Origin of the sequence: Salifodinibacter halophilus, assembly GCA_012999515.1 — a bacterium.
Classification (GTDB): domain Bacteria; phylum Pseudomonadota; class Gammaproteobacteria; order Nevskiales; family Salinisphaeraceae; genus Salifodinibacter; species Salifodinibacter halophilus.
The window spans coordinates 1644393-1666261 of the sequence record JABEEB010000001.1 but is presented as its reverse complement, the minus strand read 5'-3'; the positions used below and the strand labels follow the sequence as shown (position 1 = coordinate 1666261).

16 protein-coding genes are annotated in these 21869 nt (G+C 60.3%); 7 read left to right on the top strand and 9 right to left on the bottom strand.

Annotated elements, in window-relative coordinates; genetic code table 11:
* The first annotated feature begins 426 nt into the window (after positions 1–426).
* Together HKX41_07640 and HKX41_07635 are read left to right on the top strand one after the other, a co-directional pair.
* Positions 427–2235: a BamA/TamA family outer membrane protein gene (locus tag HKX41_07640; GenBank protein ID NNC24028.1), complete on the top strand. Its 1809-nt coding sequence runs from the start codon at positions 427–429 to the stop codon at positions 2233–2235.
* Positions 2232–6089, top strand: a complete 3858-nt coding sequence (locus HKX41_07635) for a hypothetical protein (protein NNC24027.1) — start codon at positions 2232–2234, stop codon at positions 6087–6089. Before HKX41_07640 ends, HKX41_07635 begins: the two co-directional genes overlap by 4 nt.
* Here the strand turns inward: HKX41_07635 and HKX41_07630 are convergent.
* Together HKX41_07630 and HKX41_07625 are read right to left on the bottom strand one after the other, a co-directional pair.
* The gene (locus HKX41_07630; GenBank protein ID NNC24026.1) at positions 6086–6655 is read right to left on the bottom strand and encodes a DedA family protein; all 570 of its coding nucleotides are present in this window, start codon (positions 6653–6655) and stop codon (positions 6086–6088) included. The two genes, HKX41_07635 and HKX41_07630, sit on opposite strands and share 4 nt — an antisense overlap.
* A gap of 18 nt (positions 6656–6673) precedes the next feature.
* Positions 6674–7342, bottom strand: a complete 669-nt coding sequence (locus HKX41_07625; GenBank protein NNC24025.1) for an alpha/beta fold hydrolase — start codon at positions 7340–7342, stop codon at positions 6674–6676.
* A 10-nt stretch (positions 7343–7352) separates the two neighbouring features.
* On the opposite strand from HKX41_07625, the gene HKX41_07620 reads away from it, so the two are divergent.
* The 3 genes from HKX41_07620 to polA are packed head-to-tail and all read left to right on the top strand — an operon-like array spanning position 7353 to position 11658.
* Positions 7353–7688, top strand: a complete 336-nt coding sequence (locus HKX41_07620; GenBank protein ID NNC24024.1) for a lipoprotein — start codon at positions 7353–7355, stop codon at positions 7686–7688.
* A complete protein-coding gene (lysA, locus tag HKX41_07615; protein ID NNC24023.1) occupies positions 7688–8950 on the top strand; it encodes a diaminopimelate decarboxylase in 1263 nt (420 codons plus the stop codon). The genes HKX41_07620 and lysA overlap by 1 nt, the downstream gene beginning before the upstream one ends.
* A 2-nt stretch (positions 8951–8952) precedes the next feature.
* On the top strand, positions 8953–11658 hold the full coding sequence (gene polA, locus HKX41_07610) for a DNA polymerase I (protein ID NNC24022.1): 2706 nt from the start codon (positions 8953–8955) through the stop codon (positions 11656–11658).
* Positions 11659–11677: 19 nt separating this feature from the next.
* On the opposite strand, the gene HKX41_07605 is transcribed toward polA, so the two are convergent.
* Entirely contained in the window at positions 11678–13312 is a 1635-nt protein-coding gene (locus tag HKX41_07605) for a DAK2 domain-containing protein (GenBank protein ID NNC24021.1), read from the bottom strand.
* A 344-nt stretch (positions 13313–13656) separates the two neighbouring features.
* A complete protein-coding gene (locus HKX41_07600; GenBank protein NNC24020.1) occupies positions 13657–14262 on the bottom strand; it encodes a YihA family ribosome biogenesis GTP-binding protein in 606 nt (201 codons plus the stop codon).
* 142 nt (positions 14263–14404) lie between these two features.
* Between HKX41_07600 and HKX41_07595 the strand changes: the two genes are divergently transcribed.
* Both HKX41_07595 and HKX41_07590 read left to right on the top strand, forming a co-directional pair.
* Positions 14405–15064 (top strand): thiol:disulfide interchange protein DsbA/DsbL, encoded by a 660-nt coding sequence (locus HKX41_07595; protein NNC24019.1) that lies wholly within the window; start codon positions 14405–14407, stop codon positions 15062–15064.
* Positions 15064–16509: a mannose-1-phosphate guanylyltransferase/mannose-6-phosphate isomerase gene (locus HKX41_07590; GenBank protein ID NNC24018.1), complete on the top strand. Its 1446-nt coding sequence runs from the start codon at positions 15064–15066 to the stop codon at positions 16507–16509. The genes HKX41_07595 and HKX41_07590 overlap by 1 nt, the downstream gene beginning before the upstream one ends.
* Before the next feature lie 177 nt (positions 16510–16686).
* Here the strand turns inward: HKX41_07590 and HKX41_07585 are convergent, their stop codons facing one another.
* From HKX41_07585 to HKX41_07565, 5 genes are all read right to left on the bottom strand, one after another.
* Positions 16687–17409, bottom strand: a complete 723-nt coding sequence (locus HKX41_07585) for a hypothetical protein (protein NNC24017.1) — start codon at positions 17407–17409, stop codon at positions 16687–16689.
* Positions 17410–17427: 18 nt separating this feature from the next.
* A complete protein-coding gene (locus tag HKX41_07580; GenBank protein NNC24016.1) occupies positions 17428–18048 on the bottom strand; it encodes a glutathione S-transferase in 621 nt (206 codons plus the stop codon).
* A 45-nt stretch (positions 18049–18093) separates the two neighbouring features.
* Positions 18094–19032 (bottom strand): cytochrome C oxidase assembly protein, encoded by a 939-nt coding sequence (locus tag HKX41_07575; GenBank protein NNC24015.1) that lies wholly within the window; start codon positions 19030–19032, stop codon positions 18094–18096.
* Between the two features lie 6 nt (positions 19033–19038).
* Positions 19039–19935, bottom strand: coding sequence for a 5'-nucleotidase (locus HKX41_07570; GenBank protein ID NNC24014.1), 897 nt, complete (start codon positions 19933–19935; stop codon positions 19039–19041).
* Positions 19936–20013: 78 nt separating this feature from the next.
* Positions 20014–21402, bottom strand: coding sequence for a hypothetical protein (locus tag HKX41_07565; protein ID NNC24013.1), 1389 nt, complete (start codon positions 21400–21402; stop codon positions 20014–20016).
* Positions 21403–21869 lie beyond the last annotated feature (467 nt).

Below are 21869 nucleotides of genomic sequence, written 5' to 3'. Positions count from 1 at the left end.
TCGGCCACCATGTCATGGTGCCTGGGCGATCACCTGGGCGTTAAAATGGACTCGTCCTGGGCTGGATCGCTGGCGTGACTGGGCCGAGCAACGACTCGCCGTTAGCTACGCACCGTTGATAGTCGATGCGCTGGCCCGGGGCAAGTGCGGACGCATCACGCGACGCTGGTTCGTGCCGGCGGTTACTGCCTCAAAACCGCACAATTTATCGGCTGCGGCCGCATACGCTAGACTGGCTGTCACCATCGCTGACGGCTACGACGCGATACCGCGGCGCTACGCCACGGTAACCTCAGTTTGGGCGCAGGTCGGCCAGTGCATGGCCTTGTCAATGCCATTCGTTTATATCGACTCGGTGTAGAAAACTGCTTGATGAAACACTTGCGCCCACGACGTCGGGCCGGACGCCCGGTACTATCCGCTCGCGTGCTTCGGCTTGCATGTCTGCTGGCGCTTCTAGCGGTCGCAGTCTCGGCGTCGTCGGATACAGTGGCGGTCAAGGTCAAAGGCATAAATGACACGTTGACGGCCAATGCCCGCAAAGTCATGTCACTGACGGCCGATCACGACAAGGGTTGGCCAGCAGCAAAGATACGCCGGTTGTATCGGTTGGCCCCCGAAGAAATCCGCAAGGCATTACAGCCATACGGTTATTTCAATCCGTCGATTGATGGGAATCTGAAACAGCCGGCCGAAGACGATGATCAGTGGCAGGCCACGTTTCGCGTCAAGCATGGCCCGGCAACCAAGATCAGCAAACTCAATCTAGCCGTCGAAGGCCCGGGGAAGGAGCAGTCAGCAATCGTCCACGCATTGCACGACACCGATCTGGAAGCGGGGGATCGACTGATCCAGTCACGATATAAAAACACCAAAAATTCGCTGGCCTCAGCCGCGCGCCAATCGGGCTATCTGAATGCCCAGTTTAGTCAATCGGCGATCCGGGTTGATCCGAAACAAAACACGGCGGCGATCGACCTGGTTCTCAATACGGGGACGCGTTATTACTTTGGTGACGTCGCATTTCACCAGTCGGTATTGGCCGACCAATTCGCCCAGCGCTTCGTGCCGTTTGCCGCCGGCGAGCCGTTTTCCGACGATAAGCTCTTGCAGCTGCAGTTAAAACTGGCAAAAACCGACTATTACAAGGCGATAGACGTAAGTGCTAAGCGAGACCAACCGACGTTGAGGCATGTCGGCTCGCCGTGGTTGGAAAATATGATTTTCGGCGACGATCCGATCTGGTCCGCCACTAATCAGCTGCGGGTGCCGGTGAACGTGCGGGCTAAAGCGAGCCCACCGATCCATTACCGGATGTCGGGCGGCTATGGCACCAATACTGGCCCACGCGTGGGTTTGGGGTTGGATTTGCGGCATATCAACAGATATGGCCACCAGTTCCACGCTGATCTTCAGGTGTCGCAGGTCAAACAACGACTGCACGCGAGCTACGATATCCCGATCCGTAACGTCAATAGCGACAAGCTCAGTTTCACCGGCGATATCGCCAACGAGGATTTTGGTGATATCACTTCGTTTCGGTATGGCGTTGGCGCTGTCCGCGATATAGGTTGGCGCTTCGGCCGACGCCGTGTGTCGCTGCATTTTTTGCGCTCGACCTACGATCTCCACGATGGCGCTGGCGACCGCACCGAGAATCTGCTCTACCCGGAATACAACATCAGCTTTAAACGCGCCAATAAATCGCTCAACCCGACGCGCGGCGTGAGTGCGTCGGTGGATGTACGCGGCGGCTCGTCCGCCGTGTTGTCTGCCACCAATTTTATGCGCGGCGATGTCGAGGCCAAGGCTATTTATCCACTGGCTTCCAAGCTCGATGGCCTGGTGCGCGGTCATTTCGGGGCGCTTGGTGCGAGCGATTTCGCTGCGCTTCCGCCATCACAGCGGTTTTTTGCTGGTGGACAGCACAGCGTGCGCGGCTATGGTTATCAGTCGATCAGCCCGACCAACGGCGACCGTGTCGACGTCGGTGGCAAGTTTGTGGCGACGGCATCAGTCGAGGCTGACTACTGGGTCTATGGCAATTTTGGTGCTGCAGCCTTCTTCGACATGGGGGATGCTGCCAATAATTTGAATTTCGATTTCAAGCGCGGCGTGGGTATTGGCTTTCGCTGGGCATCGCCCGTCGGCATGGTGGCTATCGACGTCACCCATCCACTGGATGACCAGGGGTCGCCGGTCAGCCTCGGGATCAGCATCGGGCCTCGGCTTTGAGTCGCGATCAAGACAACCAGTCGGCGCAGCCACGCCGAAAGCGCTGGCCCGGACGCGTATGGCGTATCTTGAAATGGACCGGCGGTACGCTAGCTGTGTTGTTGGTCGTGGTGATCGGATTGCTGGCATGGGTGCTAGCCACGCCCAGCGGCACCGCGTTTGCCTGGCATCGGATACAAGGCTATATGCCGGCGTCGATTCAGGTGGCGAATGTCGAAGGCCGACTGTTTGGACCGTTGACGCTGACCGGCGTGCGTGTGAATAACCAATCGACCGATTTGAGCGTCAAAAAGCTTGAGCTGCGTTGGGATCCGAAAGCCCTGCTACACGCCAGGTTACATATTCGGCGTCTGGGGATAGCCGGCGTCGATTATGCTGCCAAGTCGGCCAAATCTACCAAGCCACAGAAAAAGAGCGGCTCATTTGAAGTGCCGCAGTCGGTCAAGTTACCGCTTAGTGTCCAGATCGATACCATCGCTGTCGACCATGTCACTCTGAACAGCCAGTCCAGCGACAAACCTTTCCGAGTCGCCAAGGCACGGGTCAAGGACATAGCGCTGCGCAGCGATCAATGGCAAATCGGCCAGATCACGGGCCATGGGCCGCGCTTTGATCTCAAGGCCAGTGCCGGCGTGACGCCGAAAAACGGCTATCCGACAAAGCTGAGCGCCCAGGCCAGTCTGGATACCGGCACGTTGGCGCCTATAAAAGCCAATGCCAGCGTGCAGGGTAAGCTCGACGACCTGGCAATCGACGCCGGCGTTACCGAGCCTTACAACATCCAACTCAGTGGCCGGGTGCAAAACGCGCTGAACAAGCCCGAACTGACGTTGGACGTCGCGCTGAACGAACTCAAAGCGCACGCGATAAAGCCGAGCCTGCCTAAGCTAAGCGCGACAGCCGATGTCGGCTTGCGGGGAAGCATCGATGATCTGACCATTGATGTTGACGCCAGCGCCGACAGTCCGGTCTATGGCAAGGCGAAGGTACAAGGGGGGATCCACTACGCGCCGAGCGCGGTCACGATCGACAATCTGCGCGTTACCAGTCCGCAAACCGATGGCCAATTAAAAGCGAACGGCCAATTAGCGCTAGGCAAAACACGCACGATGGACCTCAAGTTGGCTTGGTCGGACCTGCAGTGGCCGCTTAAAGACAAGCCGGCCTATCGTACGCCGAAAGGTCAGGTTCAGTTGACTGGCACGATGGATGATTATGAGCTCACTGGCGATTTGAATTGGCAGGTCGTCGGCCGTACTCAAGGCCAGTTACAACTGGCTGGTAGTGGTAGCACGTCCAAATTCAAGCTCTCGAAGCTGCGCGTTACCGGCGGGGCTGGGCGCATCGAGGGTCACGCCAAGGCGCGCTGGGCGCCGTCGCTGCAGGCTAGCGCCGAGCTTACAGGCCACGCCATCAAGCCGGATGCCGTGGTCGCTGGTGTATCCGGTAACCTCGATTTTAATCTCGATGCCACCGCTCATCAGGATAAAACGGGACTGACCGCCACGGTTAAGCGCTTGACCGCCGACGGCACGTTGCATGGTCGCCCGATTCAGCTGGGTACCCGTGTCCAATACGTCGGTCAAACCCAAACCATCGATGTGGACCATTTCCGGCTGGACTCGGGGTCGGCCCAGGCGCGGCTGAGCGGACACCTCGGTTGGGCGCCCGACACGCCACTGGATGCCCGATTCAACATCCAAGCGCCCCAAATGGCCGAGCTGTGGCCGACTCTGGCCGGTGCACTGAGCGCCAAAGGCCAGCTAGGCGGCACGGTCGCCAAGCCCATGGCCGATGCCAAGTTGCAAGCGAATGATTTGGCATACGGTGATTACACAGTTGGCAGTGCCAAGTTAGATGCAGACGTTGACTGGTCGGGCCAGAAGGCGTCTTCTATCGCGGCTGATATCCGGAATGTCGACGCGGCCGGCCAGCATGTCGATAAATTAACGCTCGACGCCGACGGCAGGCCCGCCAAACATCAAGTCGAGATAGCGTTCGACGGCGCTGGCGCCAAGCTTAAGAGCACGTTGACCGGCCGTTACCAGCGTGCAGATAAGACATGGCAATTCCGTTTGTCTAAACTTGATGCCGGCTACGGGCAGTTCGAGCCTTGGCATCTGGCCGGATCGGCCGAGGGGCATGTGGCTGCCGATGGACAAGGCCTGGAAAACGCCTGTCTTGAATCGGGTGAGGCCAGGGTTTGTTTACAGGGAAGCCATACGGCGAGTAGTGGTAGCAAGGCGCATATCAAGATTAACGACTTGGCATTTGCCTACCTAAAGCCTGTTTTACCGAAAAACATTTCGGTTAGCGGCACCCTGTCGGGCGAGGTTTCGGCGAAGCAGCCCGCGCGTGGATCGCCCGATTTGGTCACCCGGCTGACGACGACCGAGGGGCAAGTGCAGGTCGACAACGCCGATGGCAAGACCGTCAATGTGCTATCCCTTCAGCCCGGCCAGATCGATGCACGTTTGCGCGATCGGAAGTTGTCGGCGGCTATCGATTTGCCGTTTGATCAAGGCGGTGTGCAGGCCAACGTCGATGTCGCCGCTGGTAAGGCTGGCTTGAGCCAGCGTCCGCTGAGTGGCCGCCTGCAAGTCAATATCGCCGACTTCGGTTTCATCAATCAATTCTCACCACAGATCGGCCAGACACAAGGCCATATGCAGGGGGATTTGAAGCTGGACGGCAAGCTCGCCGAGCCGTCAATACAGGGCCAGCTAAAACTGGATGCGCCTAAATTAACGCTGATCCAACCAGGGTTAACGCTGAAAGACCTGCAGTTGACCGCCGTTGGTCAAGGCGATCGCATCAACCTCGATGGTCAGGTCGACTCGGGGGGTGGCACCTTGAAACTGAACGGACAGGTCGGGCTTGGCGATGCCGGTCAGTCGGTCCAATTAAATATCCAAGGGCAAGATTTCGAAGCCGTCAACATACCGATGGTGCAGGCGTTTATAAGTCCTGATCTGCAGTTAGCAATCACCCCCAAGCGTATCGAGGCTAACGGCACGGTCAAAGTGCCGAAAGCCAGTATCACGCCCCGGGATCTGCCCGCTGCGGGTGCGACGACCGTGTCTGGCGATCAGGTCATCGTGGGCAAGAAAGAATCGGCGGCCAAGCGCGTCGCACGCAAGGTGCACGCGAACATCGATTTAATTCTGGGCAAGGACATCCATATCGAAGGCTTTGGCCTCAAGACCGATGTCAACGGAAAATTATCCATCGTGCAGCAACCCGGTCAGCCCGCGACTGGGTCCGGCCAGATTAATCTGGTCGATGGGTCTTATCGTGCGTATGGCCAGAATCTGGATATCACCAACGGGCAGATCTTGTTCGGTGGCGGCCCGCTAAGCGCGCCGGCGATGGATGTTAAAGCGGCGCGCTATCCGACCGAGGATGTCACCGTCGGGGTGCACGTGCGTGGCCCATTGGCGGAGCCGAACGTCAATCTTTTCTCGGAGCCGTCGATGACCCAGTCGGAACAACTGTCTTGGTTGATGCTGGGTCGGGCGCCGGAAGACAACAGTGCCGGGCAATCCAATCTGATCGCCAAGGCGGCGCTGGCACTTGGTTCGGGACGTGCCAACAGCGTGTTGAATAAACTGGGCGATAAACTTGGCGTCGATCAAATCGGCGTCGGCAGCTCGCCCGGTAAATCCCGCGATAACGCGGCGTTCACCGTGGGCAAGTATTTAACACCCAAGCTGTATCTCAGCTACGGTCTGGGCTTGTTCGACCAGGTTTCAACGGTTTCTCTAAGATACACATTGTCGTCGCACTGGAAGTTGAAAACCTCGTCCAGCTCCGAGTCGACTGGCGGTGATGTGATCTTTTCGATCGACCACTAGCGCCGGCGTCGACGCCGAATTAGCCAGACGGCAATCGCAGCGATCAGCACGCCGGCAGCGAGCGTGGCCAATAATCCGATTTCGGCGTGTTGTATCCAGCCCAGCGCTTGTTCGGCTGCGCCCGCCAGATAATAGGCCGCTACGCTGATCACAGCCGTCCAGAGCAGCACACCGGCGGCATCGTAGAGCGCGAAGCGCCAGGTCGGAATACCGAGCGAGGCCAGAACGAACGGCGTAACGTAGCGCAGGCCATAGAAAAATCGAAAACCGATAATCACCGGCGCCCCATAGCGGTCGACCAGATACTCGACGCGCGCGATCTTGCGCCGATAGCGTGGCCGCCGTACCAGTGCGGGGCGCCCGAAAACCCGCCCGACCTGGAACCAGACGTTGTCGCCGATGAATGTGGCCACCAGCGCGGCCCAAAATACGCCCTGCACCATCAGTGCCCCTTCGCGGGCAGCGATCATGCCTGCAAAAACCGCGATCTCGCCTTCGAAGAAACAGCCGATGCCGACCGCGATATAGCCGTACTGGATAACGAATTGCGCGATGGTAGATAACACGACGTGCGACCGCCCCGATTAAACGATGCCGGTCGCGATGAGCCAGTCGCGCAGTGCCACCAGCTCGTTTGCCGAAACCTCGTGGCCCATTGGATAGCTATGCCATGCCACATCATAGCCACCTGCAAGCAGCAAATCGCGGCTTTGTGCGCCGAGCTCTGGAGCCAGCACAGGATCGGCGTCGCCGTGCGCCATGAACACCGGCGGTTTGTTGTTATTCGTCGTGGTTCGTGCGGCGTCTAGTAGCCACTCGTGTCGCGGCAGATACGCTGATAGTGCGACCACGCCGCACAGTTGCTCGGGATAGCAAAGCCCGGCATATAGCGCCAGCGCGCCGCCTTGGGAAAAGCCGCCGAGCACAATGTGGTCGGCGGCAATGCCGCGCTCCCGCTCGGCGGCTATCAGTGCGTCGATGCGCTCACAGCTGGCGCTCAGCCCGTCGGTGTCCTCGGGCGCGTCTATATCGAGGCCGCGGATGTCGTACCACGCTGGCATGGGGGTGCCGCTGTTGATTGTCACCGGCATGGTCGGCGCATTCGGTAGCACGAAGCGGACGCCGTGCCCGGATCCGAGCGCGAGCTCATCGGCTAGGCCGACGAAGTCGTCAGCGCTGGCGCCCAATCCATGCAGCCAGATAACGCTAGCGTTGGCGGCTGCGGGCGGTTGAATAACGATTGGGTCCGACATACCTGTGTTTATGCGACTTTCGACGTATAGTCTGGACAGCGGTGGCGTAGCATGCAAGGCGCGTGTGGCGCGCGGCGGTGTTATATTCGCGTCCGGTTTTTTGACGCCCCATCAAGGCATGTGTCGACGCTGGCGACAAAGCGCCCTCCTCATGATTGCTGCACTACTGGCCGGATCGGTGCTAGCCGGCTGCGGCCAGAAAGGTCCGTTGTATCAACCGCGCAGCTCTAGTGGTCAACAAGATCAGCAGAGCCAAACCAGCGGTAACAAACAATCGGTTCCGGAGTCGTCCGATTCATCCGAGTCCGGGGCGACAAGCGATACGGCCGGCGGTTCCGGCGGTTGATGGCTGTGGGCGCATTTCCCGAGCACTGCGCGGACGGTGTGGCCCTGGCGGCGGTCGCCGACGCGTTCGATACACCGTGCTACGTCTATAGCCAAACGGCCTTGCGGGCGCGATACCAAGCCTTCGAGCGTGCGCTCGAAGGTGTCGACGCGCGCGTGTGTTTTGCAGTCAAAGCCAATCCGAACATCGGCGTGTTGGGCGTACTGGCTGATCTCGGCAGTGGCTTCGACATCGTCTCGGTCGGTGAGCTGGAACGCGTTATCACGGCGGGTGGCGCGCCGGAAGACATCGTTTTCTCCGGTGTCGGCAAACGACGCGACGAACTCGAGCGCGCGCTGGACGTGGGTGTGGGCTGTTTCAACATCGAATCCGAATCGGAGTTGGAGCGCCTGAATACGCTGGCGACCCGGCGCAGCCAAAGCGCTCCGATCTCGATACGCGTTAACCCGGATGTCGACGCCCGCACTCACCCGTTTATTGCGACGGGACTGAGCGAGAACAAATTCGGTGTCGATGTCGAGTCCGCCGCCACGCTCTACCAGCGCGCTGCGGGCATGGACGGTATCGAAATCGTCGGCGTTGATTGCCACATCGGCTCTCAACTGACCGATCTGGCGCCGTTTAGCGATGCTGCAGAACGTGTGGTCGCATTGATCGACCGCTTGGCGGCTGAGGGTATCGACATCGACCATCTGGATATTGGCGGCGGGCTTGGTGTTGACTATCAGGCCGACAACCCACCGTCGATCGCCGACTATGTGGCGGCGGTATGCAAGGCCGTGGGGGATCGCGATCTGCGGCTGATATTCGAGCCGGGACGCGTAATCGCGGCCGATGCGGGTGTGCTTCTGACCCGTGTCGACACACTCAAACCGGCGGTGGCTACCGACGCGCGCTCGTTTGCAGTGGTCGATGCAGCCATCAACGACCTGATTCGCCCGGCACTCTACGATGCCGCGCATGCCGTCGAGCGTGTCGGCGCGGCTGGCGATGGCGCCGTAACGCGCATTTGGGACGTGGTCGGCCCCATCTGCGAGACCGGCGACTGTCTGGCCAACGAGCGCGAACTCACGCTGGCAGAGGGTGATTTGCTGGTCGTGTATTCGGCCGGCGCTTACGGTTCGGCCATGGCCTCGAACTACAACACACGGCCGCGGGCACCGGAAGTCATGCTGGCTGATGGAGATATGATCGAAGTCCGCGCGCGCGAGTCGGTTGCCGACCTAATGCGCGGTGAAAAACGACTTCTACCCGAGCGTTGAGCATGGCCGATACGAATTCGAAACAGCCGCTTATCCTGATTGATGGCTCGTCGTGGCTATTCCGTGCTTACCACGTGCTGCCGCCGCTCACCAATAGTCAGGGTGAGCCCACGGGCGCGATCTACGGCATGACCAACATGCTGAACAAGTTCATGCGCGACTACCCCGACGAGTCGATCGTCGTGGTCTTCGACCCGCCGGGGCCGACGTTTCGCAGCGACATGTTCGCGGATTACAAGGCCCACCGGCCGCCGGTGCCCGAGGAACTCATCGCCCAGTTCGATGGCTTGTGGGCCGTGATCCAATCGCTTGGCCTGCCGTTGGTTCAGGTCGGTGGTGTCGAAGCCGATGATGTGATCGGCACACTCGCCAAACAGGCCGAGTCCGAAGTGCTGATCGTGACCGGCGACAAGGATATGGCCCAGTTGGTCGACGATCGCGTCAAACTGCTGGACACCATGCAAGATCGCACCACCGACGTTGCCGAGGTGCACAACAAATTCGGTGTCGGCCCCGAGCGTATTGCCGATTATCTCGCCCTTGTGGGCGACACGTCGGACAATATCCCGGGCGTGGCCAAGGTCGGGCCCAAAACCGCGACCAAGTGGTTGGCCCACTACGACTCGCTGGACGGGGTAATAGCCGCCGCGGACGACATCAAAGGAAAAGTCGCCGATAACCTGCGCGCAGCTGTCGACGACCTGCCACTGTATAAGGATCTGGCCACGATTCGCTGCGAACTGGATTTATCTGAGGAGAATCTGGATCTGACACGACGCGAAATCGACAGTGAGCGCTTTGAAGCGCTGTGCCAGACCTACGATATGCGCCGGTTCCTGCGCACCGAGTCGAACAGCGCCGCCCGCGACGATGCGAGCCCAGACAACGCCGAGCCCGAAACATCCAGTAACGCGATTTATCATACGGTGCTTGACGCCGCCGCGCTTGGCCGGCTGCGCGATGCGTTGGCCACGGCCAAACTAATCTGCGTCGATACCGAAACCGACGCCCTATCGGCGATGACGAGCAACCTGGTCGGCCTGTCGTTCGCCGTTACGGTCGACGAGGCCTGGTATTTACCGCTTGCCCACGATTATCCAGGCGCGCCGGATCAGCTCGCCCTCGAGCGTGTGCAGGCCGAGCTGGGTCCGATTCTGGCCGACGCCACCATCGCCAAGCTCGGTCAGCACATCAAATACGACGTCAATGTCTTGCGTCGTCACGGCCTGCCGCTGGCCGGCGTCGCCCACGACACCATGCTGGCGTCTTATGTGCTGAATAGCACGGCCACGCGCCACGATATGGATTCACTGGCTCGGACCTATCTAAACCGGGCAACGACGAAATTCGAGACGGTCGCCGGCAAAGGGGTTAAGCAGCTAACCTTCAATCAGATTGATCTGGAAACCGCCGCCCCTTACGCCGCCGAGGACGCCGAGATCACACTTCGGCTCCACGCCGAATTGCAGCGCCGGCTCGCCGAACTGCCGACCCAGAAACAACTCTACGATCAGACCGAGATTCCGCTATTGTCGGCGTTGGCCGACGTCGAAGCCACCGGCGTCTGCGTCGACGAAGAACTGCTGGTGCGAATCAGTCGGGAACTGGCCGAGCGCATGCAAACGTTGGCCGACACGGCTTATGCGGCCGCGGGCGAGGCGTTCAATCTCGGCTCGCCGAATCAGATCAAGACCATCCTGTTCGATCGGTTGGGCTTGCCTGTCATCCGCAAGACGCCGAAAGGCGCGCCGTCGACCGCTGAGGATGTGCTGGAGGAGCTGGCCGACCAGCATGAGTTGCCGCGACTAATCGTCGATTGGCGAGAGTTGTCGAAATTGCGCTCGACTTATGCCGACAAGCTACCGGGCCAGATCAATCCGGCGACCGGTCGGATTCACACCTCCTATCACCAGGCGGTTACGGCGACTGGCCGATTGTCGTCGTCCGATCCCAATCTACAAAACATCCCGATCCGAACCGAGTCCGGTCGGCGTATCCGCGAGGCGTTCGTGGCGCCGCCCGGCTGGCAGATCTTGGCGGCTGATTATTCGCAGATTGAACTGCGGATCATGGCGCATTTATCCGGCGACCCGGGGTTGCTGGCGGCGTTCAATGACGAGCGCGATATCCACGCCGCGACCGCATCGGAAGTCTTCGGCGTTGAGCTGGTCGCGGTGTCCGCCGACCAACGGCGCGCGGCCAAGGCCATCAACTTCGGTCTAATGTACGGCATGTCCGCGCACGGTCTGTCGCGCCAGCTCGACGTGAGCCGCGCAGAGGCCAGCGCCTATATCGAACGCTTCTTCGAGCGTTTCGCCGGTGTTTCTCGTTACATGGAAAACACGCGCACCCAGGCCAAAGCCCAGGGTTATGTCGAGACCTTGTTCGGCCGCCGGCTGTATCTACCCGAGATCAGCGCGCGCCAGGCCACGCGTCGGCAGGCTGCTGAACGCGCCGCGATCAACGCGCCCCTTCAGGGCACCGCGGCTGACCTCATCAAGAAGGCTATGCTCGCGGTCCACGCCGATACCGAACTAGCTGCGCGTATGGTCATGCAAGTCCATGACGAGCTGGTCTTCGAAGTGCCTGCCGACGAGGCCGATGATTGTGCGCGGCGGATCACCAGTCTGATGGCAAATATCGCCCAACTGGATGTTGCCCTGATCGCCGAGACGGGCATTGCCGCCAACTGGCAGCAGGCGCACTGACGCCGGCGGTCACGCGCCTTTAGCGCGCGCCGGCAACGGCTTCGAAGACGAGCGCGACGGCAATGGCGCCGGGGTCGGGATGACCGGCCAGCGACTCGGTGCGTAGATAGGCGGAACGGCCAACGCCGGCCGCCATGTGTTGTGTTTGCGCTGCACCGTCACGGGCTGCCTGGGCCGCCGCCGCGAGATCGTTCGAGTGTGCAAGCGTCTCCAGGCCCGGTACTAGCGCGTCGATAAGCGTGCGGTCGCCGGGCTTGGCGCCGCTACAGGATTGCATGAATTCGACGCCGCACTGGAGTGCACCCACCACGCTTTTTCCCTTGCCCACCTCGTTGCCGGCGGTGGTCAGCAACATCGCCAGCAGCACGCCGCTGGATCCTCCCATGTGCTGCTCGGCCAGACGCCCAAGCATGGCGAGCAATGGGCCGGGGCTGGCCAGCGGTAGGCCGGTCTCGTTGAGTGTTTGTGCCACAGCGCGGGCGCCGGTCGCGAACGTAGTTCCAGCGTCGCCATCGCCGACGTGTGCGTCCAGTGCATCGAGTTCGGCGCGGTTGGCGGTCAGTGTCTCGATTACAGCCTGCAGTCGTTGCTCGGTGGCCGGTTCCGATTCTGCCGCGGGCGTGTGCCCCTTGCCGAGGTCCGGCATCGGCTTGGGCTTGGTTGTGCCTGCTCGTTTGGCGGGTGACCAGGCCGTCGGGCTGACCTCAGCGGTCAGCGCCTGTTCCAATTCGTCGGTTAATGCGAGTACCGAGAGGGAGAATCCCGGCATGTTCAGGGAACTCATCAAAACCGCTGGCCCGACCAGCCAGCGTGCGCGCTGGCCCAATTCGGTTGCGAGCAGATCGCGCTCCAGGATGTCCATCTCGATGGGCGATACGCCGCCGAGATTATTCAACAGCAGCGCGAGCGGCGCGTCCGTGTCGACGTAGGGCGTCAGACGCTCAACCACGGCGTCGATCGCGCCCTGGGCGCCGTCTAGATCGAGGCGCTCGGCGCCGGGTTCGCCATGGATGCCCAAGCCGATTTCGGGTTGGGCCGGTTGTCCCGAAAGCGGTTGGGTCAGTGGGTCACAGCTCGATAAGGCCACGCCGATTGAGGCGGTCCGTGCCAGGGCTGTTTGAACGTGGTGCTTGACGGTGGCAAGGGGCGCATCCCGATCGGCGTGGTAACCGGCGACCTTGTGGGCAAACAGCGTGCCGGCGAGCCCGCGTGGGTCGATGTCTTGGCCAAGCGCAATGTCGTCGGCAACGACGACGATCTCCACGTCCAAGCCGCGGTGTTTGGCGCGTTCGGCCGCCAGCCCGAAGTTCAATCGGTCGCCCGTGTAGTTCTTGATGATCAGCAGACACCCGCCCTCGCCGGTTACGGCGAGAATCGCGGCGAGCACGGCGTCGACCGTGGGTGACGCGAATACGTCGCCCGCCGCGGCGGCGGTTAACATCCCGGCGCCGACAAACCCGGCATGGGCGGGTTCGTGACCGGAGCCGCCGCCTGAGATGACGGCAACGCGCGATGGGTCCGGCGATTGGCGCGTGACGACACGGATGTCATTGAAGCCATCGATGCGGGTGACGTGATCGGCCTCGCCCGTGCCCAGTCGGCCAGTGACAGCATCTGGAACGATGGTGTCACTGGCGTTGATAAACCGTGTCATGCCAATGTTCGGAGTTTGTGCCTACCCGATCCAGCGTACGCCGATCACCGCATCGAGGCCATGTGCCTTGGCGTATGGCGAATTAAAAAAAATTTGCCTGACCCGGGGAACACGTTCCGGGCACGGGTGTCAGACGAAGTGTAAGCAATGCGCTTACCCGCTTTTCTCCCTGAGCGGTAACGTCCGGCTTCCCCAAGGCCGGATTTGGTCTCGGTGGTACTCCCCCTATCACCGAGACCTCTTCTTACTCTTAGTAAGTGGTTCGATTAACGTTACGCCGGCCGGCTACAATGCGGCCGGCATTTTATGTGCCGTTTAGTGCACTGCGACAATCGCAGATTGTCTTATCCGTTGTCTATAGGGCCATCGTCATCGGTTGCGGTGTATCCAGAAGCCGCGCCGAACGCGGCCAGCGTATCGCGCGCTACGTCGACGCCCCGGCGGTTCGTGGCCGAGAAAAGCTGTACGGCATCGGCACCCACGATGTCAGCAACATGGCGCCGGGTTTCGATTTGCGCTTGGTTGCCGAGCTTGTCGGCTTTAGTTAGCAGGCCGTAGAACGTGAGCCCGTATTGTTGGCCCCACGCGAGCAGTGTGCGATCGAATTCGGTCAGCGGTCGTCGCGCGTCCATGATCAGCACCACGGCAGCTAGTGTTTCGCGCTGTGCCAGATAAGCCTCGATTAGCGCCCGCCAAGCGTCTTTCTTGTTGGCCGGAACCTTGGCATAACCGTATCCCGGCAGGTCGGCGAGGCGTAGCGTCGGCTCGGCGAAGAAATTTATCATCTGGGTCCGACCCGGCGTCTTGCTTGTGCGCGCTAGATTGCGCCGCCCGCATAGCGCGTTCAGGGCGCTCGATTTACCACTGTTTGAGCGCCCGGCGAAGGCGATCTCGGGTCGGTCGGCCGCCGGGAAAACCGGCGGCTCGGGCGCCGAGCACTCGAAGGCCATCCGCTGAAATGAGGCGGATTCGGGGATGTTGTCGGGCATGTTGAACGTTTGGGGCGGATGCCGTGTCGAAAATCGTATCGCACGCTGGGGGGATTGCGGCGTACCATAGCGTATCGCTTATGTTTTGTTGTCTGGAAACGATATGCGTCGATTCACATTTATAGGTGTTGCCCTGGCGGGCATGATGGCTGCTGCTACCGCGATGGCTGGCAACGAGGTGGCGCGCTATCAACCAGGACAGGACTACAAGGTCATCGATAAACCTGTAAAGCGGTCTGCGTCGGCACCCATTCGGGTTCGAGAATTCTTTTTATATAGCTGCCCGCACTGTTTCAAGTTCGAGCCGACGCTCGAAAAATGGATCCAAACGCTTGGCGATGACGTCGTCTTCGACCGCTCGCCCGTTTTATTCGGTAGCGGTGCGAAAACCTATGCACGCATCTATTACACCGAGCGACAACTCGGCGTGCTCGATCAACTGCATCGCAAGATTTTTGATGCCATTCACAAGCAACATCGGAGTCTGCAGTCGCGCGGCACGATCCGTGCTTTTTTCAAGCAGCACGGTGTCTCCGGCAAACGCTTCAAGAAGGCGTATGACAGTCAATCCGTTAAGCAGAATGTCACCCAGGCTGAGAAACGGATGCGCCGGTTCGGGGTGCGCGCGGTCCCGAGCCTGGAAGTCGCCGGACGCTATTGGGTTAGCGGCCGCGCCGCCGGCAGCAACGAGCGCATGCTCAAAGTGGCGAAATATCTAATCGCCAAGACACGACGCGCACGGCAGTCCAGCGAGTCGGAGTGATAAACGCTACCGAAAGCGTTGTCGTCCCCGTTCTGCTGGCCGGCGGTGTTGGCTCGCGACTCTGGCCCTTATCGCGCGCCGCGCGGCCCAAGCAATTTCTAGCGCCAACCGGTGACGAGACGCTGCTCGGTCAAACATTGACGCGGGTGGCCGGACTCGAGAGTGCAGCGCCGCCTCTTCTCGTGGGCCTGGACGAGCACCGCTTTGTACTGGCCGAGCAGCTACGCTGGGCGGGCTTCGAAGGCTGCATTCTGCTGGAGCCCGCAGCCCGCGGTACCGCTCCGGCTGTGGCCGCCGCTGCGCATGAAGCCCGTGCCCGGCACGGTGACAACGTCCGCCTGTTGGTTCTGCCCACCGACCATGCCATCGAAGATGATCGCGCGTTTGTCAGCGCTGTTGAAAGCGCGCTGGCCCAGTTAACTGAACCACAGCTCGCGTTGTTCGGCGTGCCGCCACAGCGACCGGAGACTGGTTACGGCTATATCCACGCCGGCGAAGCGGCCGCGGGGGAATTCAGACCGGTCAGGCGCTTCGTGGAAAAACCTGATACGGCCGATGCAAAGGTTTACCTTGAACACGGCGACTACTACTGGAACAGCGGCATATTCGCCTTTGTCGCCGCCGACTATCTAGCAGCGCTGTCGACATTCGAACCGGCGATCGCGGAGGCGGTGGCCACGGCTCATACGAATGCCACGGCGGATTTTGACTTTTTGCGCCTCGATGCCGCCGCATTCGCGGCCAGCCCGGTGGCGTCGGTCGACCACGGGGTCATGGAGCGCACGCGCAACGCCGTGATGGTCGAACTGGACACGAGTTGGAACGATCTTGGCAGTTGGCAGTCCGTCGCCCGCGTCATGGATACCGACCAGCGTGGCAACAGCGTGCGCGGCGACGCCTGGCTGGAAGATGCCGACGACTGTTTGGTCTACAGCAATAATCGATTGATTGCTGCACTTGGTACCCATAACCAAATCATCGTCGAGACAGCCGATGCCGTATTGGTCGCCGATCGCGATCAGGAGCAACGTGTTGGCGAGTTGGTTGATGGCCTAAAAGACCACGCACGCACGGAAGCCAGCAGCTACCCGCGGGTCTATCGGCCCTGGGGTAGCTACGAGCAGATCGCAGCCGGGCCACGGTTTCAGGTTAAGCATATTCGAGTCAGCCCCGGCGCCCAGTTGTCGCTGCAAAAACACCACTATCGTGCTGAGCATTGGGTCGTGGTGGCCGGTATGGCGCGCGTGACTTGTGACGACTGGACCGGCGACTTAGTCGCCAACCAGTCGACATTCATCCCATTGGGTGCGATACACCGTTTGGAAAACCCCGGCGCTGAAGAACTGGATGTGATTGAAGTCCAGTCCGGCAGCTATCTGGGCGAGGATGACATTGTGCGTTTCGACGATCGCTACGGCCGGCGGCACGCTGGCGATGCCGAGTAAGCAACCGAGCAGCCGCGTTTGAGCATCAATAGCCGCCGTGCAGCGTGGCTGCTTACAGAGCAAAGGCCACGCGGGCGGCAGCCAGAGCACAGAGTGAGCAACCCACGCTTTCGAAGACGACGCGGCCTGGCCGGCATGTCCTGGCTTAAAAAGACGCGAGTTTTTGTGTGTGAAGGGCTATACCAGTTCGATAGCTGCAAACGAATCAACGACCGCGTGCTGCCCGTTTTCGTGCGCGTGATCGGCCGTATCGTCGTCCCGAACAAGGAAACAGGTTTGCCAGCCGGCAGACTTCGCGGCGTCCAATCGCTCGCCATCGGCGGAAACGAACAATAGACTGGCGGGAATCTCGCCGAGCGCTGCGGCGATGGTGTTATAGGTCGCTGGATCAGTTGACGGGCCCATGCGCGTATCGAAAAAACCGGCGAAAAGTGGTGCCAAATCGCCGTGATCGGTGTGCGCGATCAGCGCCTGTTGGGCCACACGTGGTCGTTCGGCATAGATGAAAAGAGCGCGTCGATCCTCGGCCCAGAACTCAAGCTGGGCAACGGCATCGGTGGATAGCGTATTATCCAGCGCCTCGACAGCATAAGCGTCGCGCCAGAATGCGCCGAGTACAGCCTCGAGCGCGGGTGACTGTCGTTGGTCGCGAATCCAGGCGTAAGCCGTGTCGACCAGCGATTCCATATCGGTTGGTATGGACTCGGCGGCTAGTGCCTCGCGCAGGGTTTCGATCGTGCCGTGGTTGTCGCGCGTACGCAGCCAATCGGCCAACGCACGTTGGGTGTAGGCCGATAGTGTCTCGGTTTCATCGGTCGCCACGCCGAGCGTGTTGTCGATGTCGGTGACTACGGCGATGACTTCGGGCGTGCCGCCCTCGAGGATGGATTCGGTATTCATCGGTTGCGCTTAACGTTATCAGGCTTTTGCCGCGGGCCGCGCCGAGACCGTGTCGTACCAGCGATGCAAATGCGGCTGTGCGTCGCCGATCGACAAGTCGACGGCTCTGGCAGCGAAGTCGACTGCGCAGACAGCGGTGATATCGGCGATGGAAAACACCTCACCGGCGACGTATTGGTTATCGGCCAGATGCTCGTTCAAAAAGCCGAACATCGCTTTCGCCTTGTCGAAGCTGATGCGGCCGTATTCGGGGCAGAGTTCTTCGCGATCGGCGAACCGCCCCGTAGTGTGGCGAAAGGCCATGACGGTCGGTAGCAGCAGGCCGAGTTCGATGCGGCGCTGCCACATCGTGACGTGTGCTTGATCGCGCGCATCGCCGCCCATCAATGCCGGTTCGGGGTGCAGGGTTTCGAAATAGCGACTGATCGCGACCGACTCGCTGATGCAGGTGCCATCAGCAAACTCGAGGACCGGCACGCCGAGCATTGGGTTCTTGCGCGCGAAGTCTTCGGTCAGGTTGTCACCGGCCGCGAGATCGAGTTCCACGAACTCGACGGCGTCCAAGTCCACCCCTTTTTCGGCCATGAAAAACCGGGCTCGGCGTGGATTGGGCGCGGCGTGTTTTTCGTAGAAACGCATATGATTCAGCTTGGCCTCGCCCGGCCGGCGCCGGGTGTTGGTGGTCTACCACTGCATGATAACGGCCGTCGCAATCAACAGGGCCATCGTCTGATGAAAGGCCACCATCGTGCCCGGTGCTTTGGGTTTGAAGTTGACCGCGTGGAATACACCAAAGCCGACCGCTGTCTGTATGACAGCCAGCAAGAAAGCGACCGGATAGGCCGGCATGGTCCAGCCGAGGATGCCGATGACCAGCAGCGCCGATAAGCCATGGACGACAAACACCCACTGGGCTGGGCGTTGCGGCGTTACGAACGAGCCAATCGGCTGACCGAAGCCGCGATGGCCGGTCACCATGCCGCCCATGAAAACCGCGAAAAGGATGGAACGGATCGGGTCGACGTCACCGAGATAACCCAGGATCGAGGTTGATGGATGGGCAAGTTCGACCAGGTAAACAATGAACACGGCGTAGGCCAACAACCCGTGCGTGCCGTGGACGAACGCCGGTGCGCGCCCGGCCAGAACGTACAGCGTGCCCATTCCGAACAGTGCTGTGGCCACAATGAGCCCGAGCCCCACGAAGTTCTGGGAGATTGGGTCGACCACACAGAGTGCGACGGCCACCAGCCCCACGAGCGTGGCCACCAGCCGGTGCGCGGCTTCGGGGTCACCGGCCAGTGTGAGCAGCAGAATGTTTTTCGTGTACGGCCAGTGCGTGCCGAGCGCCAGGCCGAAACCGTAGCTTTCCACCATACTGCCGAGCATGATGAGAATGGCGGCGAACACGATCTCTGCGACCAGCAGGCCGTCGGCCACGGCAGCGAATGGACCGGCGGAGCTGGTCAGTGCCGTGACCACACCGAGCACGATCGCGAGCGCCAATAGCACTCCGATGCCCGCGCCCACCACGCGGACGAGCCAGGTAATCTCGCCTTCGACGACGTGTTTGTTGTCGGTGTCGTGTTCGGGCGCGACGCCCGGGCGTGGTGTGGAAGCCATTATGTATTACTCGTTGGCGACGCCATGCGGTACATGGCCGGCCGCCACGGTTTCGGCGGCGGTGTCGACGTGCGTGGTTTGATCGTCGAAGAATATATCGGCGCCGAACGACAACAGGAATTCGGCCTTGGCCATGCCGCCGAGGAACAATGCCTCGTCGATACGGATGCCCCAGGCGCGGAGTGTGCGAATGACGCGTTCGTGGGTGGGCGCCCCGCGCGAGGTCACCAGTGCAGTGCGGATCGGGCAGTTGGCCGGGTCATAATCCTGCTGGATGCGATTCAACGCCTCCAGAAACGATTTGAAGGGCCCGCCGGGCAGCGGCTCGGTGGCTGCTTCCGATTCGCTGGCGGCAAAAGCGTCCAGCCCGTGCTGTTTGAAGATGCGCTCGGCGTCGTCGGAAAAAAGCACCGCGTCGCCGTCGAACGCGATTTTGAGCGGGCCGCCATCATCGCTGACCGACTGGCCGGGTACGATGCGTGCCGCGGCGCAGTCGGCGTCGAGCGCCGCATGGACATCGGCCGGCTCGGCTGAGACAAACAGATCGGCGTCGAATGCGCCGACATAGCGATACGGCGAGTCGCCACTGGTAAATGCCGCGCGCGTTATCGGCAGATCGTGGTGGGCGATGGAGTTGAAGATTCTAAGGCCGGTGTCGGCGCTATTGCGCGACAGCAGAATGACTTCCACGCGGCGCTCATCCTCGGCCGTGTTCAGCGCGAGCAGTTTCTTGACTAGCCCGAATGCGCGGCCGGGAGCCAGCACATCATTCTCGTGCGCGATCTGATAATCGCAATACGCGTCGCGGCCCTCGCGCTCGAAGACGTCGTGGCTGGCCTCGAGGTCGAACAGCGCGCGTGAGGAAATCCCCACAACCAGTTTGTCGGTTTTGGCAGCGCTCATGCGCGCTATTGTAGCGCCCATAAAAAAGGCGGCGATCCCGAAGGACCGCCGCCCGAACATTGCTAGCGTCTGTCGCCGCTACAGATCAGGGCCTTGCCCCGAGTCAACGACTGTGCCGTTGAAGTAGAAGCCGAACGCCAGGTTAAAGCGATGGTGCCAGTTATCGTCGTTACCGTTTGGCCCGGTGTTATACGTCGTGGCACTGTTCTTGCCGGTCATGTAATCGAGCCAGGCGTAGACAGGGCCCGCGACGACTTTCAAGCCGAGTTGGTTCGACTGGATGTCGCCCATCCGGGTGCCCGTGCTGTCGTGTTCGCCGTAGCTCGAGTGCAGGTATTGATAGTTGTCGTAAATCGCGACTTCATCAATCGGCCCCAGATTCAGCGGGATATCTTCGGCCGGAAGCGTGTACATCGCGTTGACAGCGTAGAGCTGGCCTTTCGCCGGAATCGGTTCGCCGTAGCCATAACCATAGTCGGAGAAATACATCGACTGGCTGCTACCGGTGGCGCCGCCGTTGGCTTCCTCGGGGATATCGTAGGAGTATTGTACGAACTGCCCCTGCAGCGTCCAGTTGCCGAGCTCGGCGTCGGCCGCAACGGTGCCCGCATAACGCGAGCCGGTATCGTGGCCGCCGTTGGCTTTTTCCACACGCAACTGGCCACCGCGGAAGGCGCCGGATACGTTCAGGCTGTTGCCGCCGGCGTAGTCGAAGGTGTAACCCAGTCGAATGTTACCGCCGTTGATCTGGTCATAGCCATTGTCTGGACGACCGTTATAGGTCGCGTTCTGTTCCAGATCGTCGTTTTTGAACGCGTCGATATCAAAACGCCAGCCGTTATCTTCGTAGGTATAGCCAAGGCCTGCGGCTTGTGTGTCGGTAAAGCCGAGGTAATAAGCCGTGCTACCCCAGAACGATTGGTAGCCGAGTGGCAGGTTGCCAAACGGTACTTGGAAGTAACCGCCCGTAACCTTCTGATTGTTGCCGGGGCCGAAGTGGTAAGCCGCCTGGGCGAAATGCAGAAAACGGTTGTTATCGGAGACTGTATTTTCGGTGCCGAAACGCTCTTCGGCCTTGAATGTCCAGTTGCCGAGCTGGCCGTCGATACCGACTTGGACATAGTCGAGCACGAGATCGCCACCGGGTTTGTTGTCACCGCTGCCATTACCGTGCATCCACTGGTGCTCGCCGATCACGCCGCCGTTAATCGAAAGCTTTTTCTTCGGGCCTGTGGATTCCTGTTGCTCAGTTGTCGCCGCTTGCGTTTGCTGTTGTTGCGTCTGCTGCGTTTGGCGAACTTGCTGCAATTGGTTTTGCAACTGGTTGATCTGTTGCTGCAGTTTTTGGACTTGTGTCGAGCTCGCCTGGCTGTTCACGTTATTGGCCGCGCTAGCCTGAGCGGTCCATAGACCGAGGCAGCCAACACCTATTGCCGCCAGAAGCGGCCGGCTGGATCGAAACATCATTTAGTACTCCCTTAAAGCGGTTGGTCGAGTCGATACGAACATCGCGCCGAGGCCAAATCATTCGACCGAATCTGAACGAAAACCTCTTATCGCCATCTTATAACTGTCGAGCGCGTATGCGCAAGACGATAAAATGGTCGCTCATGAGTGATTATCGTGACTCGGCAGCCTACCTGTCTGATTATGGATGCGTTGTCGACGAAGTTACGTAATCAAGCTATTACGGTGGCGGTGCGTCGTTGTAACCAATTGGCAACAAGTAACTTGGCACCGGCCTTTGTGGCGCGGTGCAAATGTTGTTTTTGATGGACGGTTGATCGCAGCGAATTGATGATGAGTTTGCTCATGGCGCAAACCATGTCGAGTCGATATGGTGGCCCATGCTGGGCAAACGATTATTTGTGCAGCCCTGAAGTCGTGGGTGCGACTGTTTTTGGGAAAAGCGCACGCAGGCGGGCAACTTATGC